This is a genomic window from Rhizobium sp. Leaf371, from assembly GCF_001424045.1.
GTDB lineage: Bacteria > Pseudomonadota > Alphaproteobacteria > Rhizobiales > Rhizobiaceae > Ferranicluibacter.
Genome location: NZ_LMQB01000005.1, coordinates 43,909 through 49,908 on the forward strand (window position 1 = coordinate 43,909; position 6,000 = coordinate 49,908).

Consider the following 6,000-nt stretch of genomic DNA (forward strand, 5'->3'; position numbering starts at 1 on the left):
GCGACCCCATGTTTCCGACCTACCTCTCGTATGGCGCCTAAGCAGAGGCGGAAACACTCTGCCGCCTCTGCGGTCTTATATGTTGTTTGCCGTTATAGAACGCTCGGTTCTATGGCTTACGTTCAGCTTGTGATTTTGCGAATGCTGGCGACCATGGCTTCGCGTTCGAATGCAACGCTTCCATCGACAATCTCTTGCGTGATGAGTTCAAGGTTGTGAGGAAGGCGGGTCTTGTCGACAGACGAAAGTGCTTTCGTCATACCGGCTGCATCGAGTTCCGTGCAATAGGCGGGGCTTCCCGGCTGGAAACGCCAGGAATCCGAGAGCGGGCCAACATCCACGACATCGAAGCCAGTGTCATTAACGAGACCCGATACCACAGCTTTAGCAGCGGCATCATCTCCAGCGATCGGGATGGCCAGTCTGGAAGCCGCGCCACGTTTCGCGCCGCAGTCGGCGAGAGTGAAAGACAGGAGCGCGTTCCAGGCTTTGACCAGAGGCTTCCCGATCTGCTCGCTGGCCCAGATGGTTTCCAGCTTTCCCTCTTGTACCTCTTCAATCGCGCCGTCCCGCATCGGATAGTAGTTGGACGTATCGACGACGATAACGCCTGCGGGAACAGCGGCAAGCACCGGTGCCAGTTCCGGATTTCGAGCAAAGGGTACGGAAAGGATGATGACCTCCACATCCCTGACCGCTTCGTCACGCGTAACGGCAGCAATTGCCGTGCCGTCAACGATGTCCTTGAGGGTTTCCGGACCTTTCGAGTTGGCCAGCTTCACGTCATGGCCGGCCTTTACCAGGATCCGCGCCAGATTTGCGCCGACCATTCCTGCTCCGATGATTCCGATTTTCATGATTTTTCCTTTTTTCATGTTCATTCGCGGGATTTGCGAAATTTTGAAGGGTGTTCCGAAACGCGGCGGGAGCCGCATCGGCCACGTGGTCAGAGCATGTCGGACATGCCGAACGAGGTGAGCATACTGTTCTGAATGGGGCGGACCGCCTCATTCAATTGATGGATACCGAAGTCCAGGCCCTCAGGCATAACGACCGTCCGCAACGGACGTCGCTCCGTAGATCCGATTAAATCTGCAATGGAGACGGCAACGCTCTGAGGACGCGGGGGATTGGTGCCGTCTCCATCGTTAGCGTGCGCTTTGATTTGGCCCGGGATTGCCGCAACCTCGCCATAGGATGCAAGAACAGCTTGGTCGGATGGCTCGGGGCTCGACGAGATAAGGTTGCTCGGGAATGGTCCGGGCTCGACGATGATCGAGTCAATACCAAAGCCCTTCAGCTCGTAACGATATGCCTCGGCAAGTGCCTCCAGGGCGAACTTGCTCGCCGAGTAAGTTCCGAAAAAGGGGAAGACCACACGACCCATCAGCGATGTTACGTGGACAAGGAGCCCGCTGCCGGCAGCGCGCATATGCGGTAGAACGGCCCGGTCCGCTCGCACGGCGCCAAAGAAATTGACTGCAAACAGCCGTTCGATGTCTGCAACCGTATAGGCTTCCGTGATTCCAACCGGCATCAATCCGGCATTGTTGACAAGCACATCGATCTTTCCGTGCTCTTTCACGACCTTGTCGATCGTTGAATTGACGGAAACCTCGTCGGCGACGTCCATTTCACGAACGTGCAGCACATGTCCTTCGGCTGTCGCAGCGTCGAAGAGATCCTTGCGAACCTGAGCGTTCCTCCCCTCCACGTCTCGCATGGTCGCAACCACCGTATGTCCTCGTCTTGCCAACTCCAGCACCGTAAGGTTCCCGAAGCCACTGCTGGCACCAGTGACAACCACAACTTTTCTGCTCATCGCAAAATCTCCTTTATTAGAACTGGCAATCGCATCTATATACAGACCTGTATGTCCTTGCAATAGGGAAAAATACAGAATAGTCTGTTCACAGCGAAACGACGGATAGGAGGTAAGGGAATGCAGCAGCGCAGCATGCCAGAAATCGTCGGGGTGGAGCGTCACTCGCTCAAGGGCCTTCCCCCGAGAGACCGAATTTTGCAGACCGCCTCAGATCTGTTTTACCGGCTAAGCGTTCATTCTGTCGGGATAGATCGCATCATTGCAGAGAGCGGGGTGGCAAAGATGACGTTTTACAAGCACTTCCCGTCGAAGGCCTCCCTGATCGCGACCTATCTCCGAGATAAGAAAACCATTGGGTTCGAGATGTTTGCAGCGGCGGCGGAGAAGCCTGGCCTGTCAGCGGTAGAGCGTGTGCTCACGATCTTTGACGCAATTGATGAACCTCTTCGTGCGCCTACATTCCGGGGCTGTTCGTTTGCAAGAGGGCTGGCAGAATTTGGACCTGAGGCAAACACGCCAGAAGTACAGGCGACCATTGCCGACTATTATCGCGAATTACATGAACTCGTAACATCGCTCATGAAGCCGCTCGGTTTGAAGAACCCCGAGCGAGCCGTCATCCAAATCCTGTCGCTGGTTCAGGGAGCGTTCGTCATCGCTCAATCCATGCCAAGCGAGGGAATTGTCGAAGCCAACCGCGATGCCGCCCGGTTGTTGTTAGAGAGCGAGGTGGCGGCTGTGGCGTCGAAATCGGAGCAGGATTGAGGCATTCTGCCGGACATCCTGGAAATCGTACAATGGCTTTGTGCCGCCCGTTCCCATGCCACCCCATCGAATGTATACGCAGGCTCATAGATAGACATAGCTGCGTACCTCTTCCCGATTCTCCAAAAGTATTGGGAAGAAGTATGAGCAACAAGGTAACGCTCGTGAGCGGCAAGTTCGGCAAGCACATGATGCTGGAAATTGCCTGACCTCGAGATATCGTCGTCGCGAAAAAGCACACATCGGCAAAATTACCCGGCAAGTTCGCGACGAACTCATGGCGACCGCCCAGTCAGAACGCCATGGACTTTCATCCCGCCAAATATAGCCAATACATACGTCGGCCACAGGAGCTATTATGTATAAAGGCAGTTGCCTCTGCAGTACGGTAAAATACGAGGTTCGTGGCGAGCTTGGTGCCGCAATCTATTGTCATTGTTCGCGATGTCGCAAAGCAACCGCAACCGCGTTTGCGACCAACGCAGCCGTTGCGGTCAGCGACTTCGTCATTATCGAAGGCGAGGCCGCGCTGAAGGCATTCGATTCCTCGCCGGGCGTTCACCGCTTTTTCTGTTCCAATTGTGGGTCATCGATCATAAGTCGCCGCGATAACATGCCGGATGTTGTTCGCTTGCGGCTGGGGACGCTCGATACGCCGCTGCCGGCGTCGCCGACAGCACATTATTTCGTCGCCTCGAAGGCCGAGTGGTATGAGATACGAGACGAGTTGCCACAGTTCCCGTAAGGCCGGCACGGTGCTGGCAGGCGGGAGCTCCCTGAAAACATCGGTGATCCCGCACCATCGCAGGGCAGGCACCGACGAGCCGCCTGCGCGACGCCGCCGCATTGTGCGTTTTCCGACACCCATCCGCGACCGACAGCGCACCAACGTATCCAAACGAAATCAGTGCGTCTGTCCAGCACCGCTGCTCAGAGGTGCGAAGTACCAGGAGATCTGATGACAAATGTGTTTGGAGCAAAATCCACTACTGAAGAGGTGCTCTCCGGGATCGACCTCAGTGGCAAACGCGTGCTTGTTACCGGCGTATCCGCTGGCCTTGGCGTCGAAACCGCGCGGGCGTTGGTAACCCACGGTGCCGATGTGGTCGGTACTGCCCGTGATCTGGCCAAGGCGGAAGGTGCCTTGGCGACCGTTCGCGCCGAGACGGCCAATGGCGGTAGCCTTAATCTTCTCCGGATCGACCTAGCATCGCTGGCAAGCGTTCGCGCAGGCGCAGATGCGCTGCTCGTGGATGGTCGGCTTTTCGATGTTGTCATTGCCAATGCCGGTGTCATGGCGCCCCCCTTTAGTCGCACGGTCGATGGCTTCGAGACGCAGTTCGGCACCAATCATCTCGGCCATTTTACCTTGGTCAATCGCATCGCGTCCCTCATTGCACCCGGCGGGCGGTTGGTGAACTTGGCGTCATCTGGTCACCGCTTAGCCGATGTCGATATCGAAGACCCGAACTTTGAGCAGACGGCTTACGACCCCTGGGTTGCTTACGGGCGCTCCAAAACGGCCAATATTCTGTTCACGGTTGAATTCGACCGGAGGCACAAGGCGCGGGGGATCCGCGCAACGGCGGTACATCCAGGCGGTATCCGCACAGAGCTCACGCGTCATCTAGGGGACGGAGCGTTCGAGGCGATGATTGACAAGGTCAACGAAGAACTCGCAGCCCAAGGTAAGTCGCCTTTCGAATTGAAGTCCATCCCGCAGGGTGCTGCCACCTCGGTATGGGCCGGTTTTGTTGCCGCTGCTGAGGAGGTCGGTGGGCTCTATTGCCACAATTGCCGCGTCGCGACCGTAACGGAGAAACCAGCAAGCCGCATCAGCGAGGATGTCTGCGCCTATGCGCTCGATCCTGAGAGAGCCAAGGCCCTCTGGATCAAGAGTGAAGAAATAATCGGTGAGCGCTTCGAATAACAGTCGTGACGAACTGGGCTGCCGCGTTGCCGATAGCTTCACGATTAAGCGAGCCTCGCCTTCGCCGCTTGGCACCGCGGTCTACATGGACTGCGGTGCTCGCCCCTAAGTTCCATATTAGAGCGTTTCCCTGACTGATTGAATCGGATTGCTTTGCAAATCAGTCTCCTTCTGATTCAAACCATCTGCCGATGGAGGTCGGCAGATATGTCGAGAGCCCTTTCCGTTGATCTTCGCATACGTGTGCTCGCTGCCGTGAACGGCGGCGCATCGCATAGAGAGGCTGCCGAGCGTTTCGGCGTGAGCGCAGCCAGCGTGAGCCGTTGGCGTCACTTGCAAATCCAGCAGGGAAATGTTCGACCCGGTCCACTCGGCGGCGACCGCAATTCCCACAAGACAGAAGCGCATGCCGATCTGATCATGATCTGGCTCGTCGAGCACCGGGACGGCACCCTTTTCGAGCTTCGCAAAGCCTTGGGTGATCAAGGCATTTCCATCAGCAAGTCGGCGCTGCATCGCTTTCTTGTCCGGCACGAACAAACGCGCAAAAAAAGACTGGCCATGCGGTAGAGCAAAGCCGTCCGGACGTGCTGGAAAAGCGGCAATGCTGGTTCGAGGCGCAACTCGATCTCGATCCAGAGCGGCTCGTGTTCATCGACGAAACCTGGACCGCGACCAATATGGCTCGTACTCACGGGCGATGCCGCAAGGGCGAGCGGTTGCGGATGGGTTTCCCTCACGGTCATCGCAAGACGACCACATTGGTTGCGGGCCTCCGCAACACGGGAATGGTCGCGCCACTTGTCATAGACGGACCGATCAACGGTGAGTGGTTCGAGGCGTATGTGGCTCAGGTTCTGGTTCCGACATTGAAACCAGGGGACGTTGTCATCCTCGACAATCTGTCCAGCCACAAACGACCGGCAGCAAGGGAACTGATCGAGGCGGTCGGCGCGACAATGATGTTTCTTCCGCCCTACAGCCCGGACTTCAACCCAATTGAGAAGGCCTTCTCCAAGCTCAAGGCTCTCCTACGAAAAGCTGCGGAGAGAACCGTCACCGGACTATGGGATCGCATCGGCAAGCTGATTGATATGGTCGAACCGCAAGAAGCTCAGAACTACTTCAATTCCTGCGGAGATGATCCAACATGATAGGGAAACGCTCTAAAACAGGTGCAACCGTCCTTGGCACATCTTCAACGGCCAATGCAGTTGAGGGAGCCGGTCTACCAAAGGAGCGCGTCCGGATCATCAAAGACGGTGACACGTTCAGCTACGGGGACTTCAGGATTACCGCTTTCGAAACACCGCATTCGCCGAATCCTACATCGGTAGGCTTGATTGACCACCCGCTTCAAACACCCGCTTGGGAAGATGAATGAACCGCGCCGGGTTTGCCGGAGGCCATTTCGGTTAAGTTATGCGGCCATGGCTGGTTCGTCCAGCATGGCGTAGTAGCGTTCCTCGGCTTCGGCTGG

Annotated in this window: 6 protein-coding genes; 4 read left to right on the forward strand and 2 right to left on the reverse strand. The window is 56.7% G+C overall.

The features are described 5' to 3' along the window. Positions 1–122: 122 nt before the first annotated feature. Together ASG39_RS07260 and ASG39_RS07265 are read right to left on the reverse strand one after the other, a co-directional pair. Entirely contained in the window at positions 123–881 is a 759-nt protein-coding gene (locus ASG39_RS07260) for an NAD(P)-binding domain-containing protein (protein ID WP_244481158.1), read from the reverse strand. A gap of 65 nt (positions 882–946) precedes the next feature. Next, complete coding sequence (locus tag ASG39_RS07265; RefSeq protein WP_062594379.1) at positions 947–1,822, reverse strand: SDR family oxidoreductase; 876 nt, start codon at positions 1,820–1,822, stop codon at positions 947–949. Positions 1,823–1,942: 120 nt separating this feature from the next. Here ASG39_RS07265 and ASG39_RS07270 point away from each other — a divergent pair, with 120 nt between their 5' ends. The 4 genes from ASG39_RS07270 to ASG39_RS23115 all read left to right on the forward strand — a co-directional run bounded on the left by ASG39_RS07270 (position 1,943) and on the right by ASG39_RS23115 (position 5,674). Next, on the forward strand, positions 1,943–2,590 hold the full coding sequence (locus tag ASG39_RS07270) for a TetR/AcrR family transcriptional regulator (protein WP_062594380.1): 648 nt from the start codon (positions 1,943–1,945) through the stop codon (positions 2,588–2,590). Positions 2,591–2,948: 358 nt separating this feature from the next. After that, a complete protein-coding gene (locus ASG39_RS23110) occupies positions 2,949–3,335 on the forward strand; it encodes a GFA family protein (protein WP_082477032.1) in 387 nt (128 codons plus the stop codon). A gap of 213 nt (positions 3,336–3,548) precedes the next feature. Continuing rightward, positions 3,549–4,520, forward strand: coding sequence for an SDR family NAD(P)-dependent oxidoreductase (locus ASG39_RS07275; RefSeq protein ID WP_062594381.1), 972 nt, complete (start codon positions 3,549–3,551; stop codon positions 4,518–4,520). A gap of 207 nt (positions 4,521–4,727) precedes the next feature. Further along, positions 4,728–5,674, forward strand: a protein-coding gene (locus ASG39_RS23115; protein WP_200943865.1) for an IS630 family transposase whose coding sequence is annotated in 2 segments (ribosomal slippage) — positions 4,728–5,067 and positions 5,067–5,674 — 948 coding nt in all. Because the reading frame shifts where the segments join, the coding sequence is not laid out codon by codon here. Positions 5,675–6,000: the final 326 nt, after the last annotated feature.

Coding starts and splice junctions, on each gene's coding strand:
- ASG39_RS07270 (WP_062594380.1), top strand. CDS start 1,943: ATGCAGCAGCGCAGCATGCCAGAAATCGTCGGGGTGGAGCGTCACTCG.
- ASG39_RS23110 (WP_082477032.1), top strand. CDS start 2,949: ATGTATAAAGGCAGTTGCCTCTGCAGTACGGTAAAATACGAGGTTCGT.
- ASG39_RS07260 (WP_244481158.1), bottom strand. CDS start 881: ATGAACATGAAAAAAGGAAAAATCATGAAAATCGGAATCATCGGAGCA.
- ASG39_RS07275 (WP_062594381.1), top strand. CDS start 3,549: ATGACAAATGTGTTTGGAGCAAAATCCACTACTGAAGAGGTGCTCTCC.
- ASG39_RS07265 (WP_062594379.1), bottom strand. CDS start 1,822: ATGAGCAGAAAAGTTGTGGTTGTCACTGGTGCCAGCAGTGGCTTCGGG.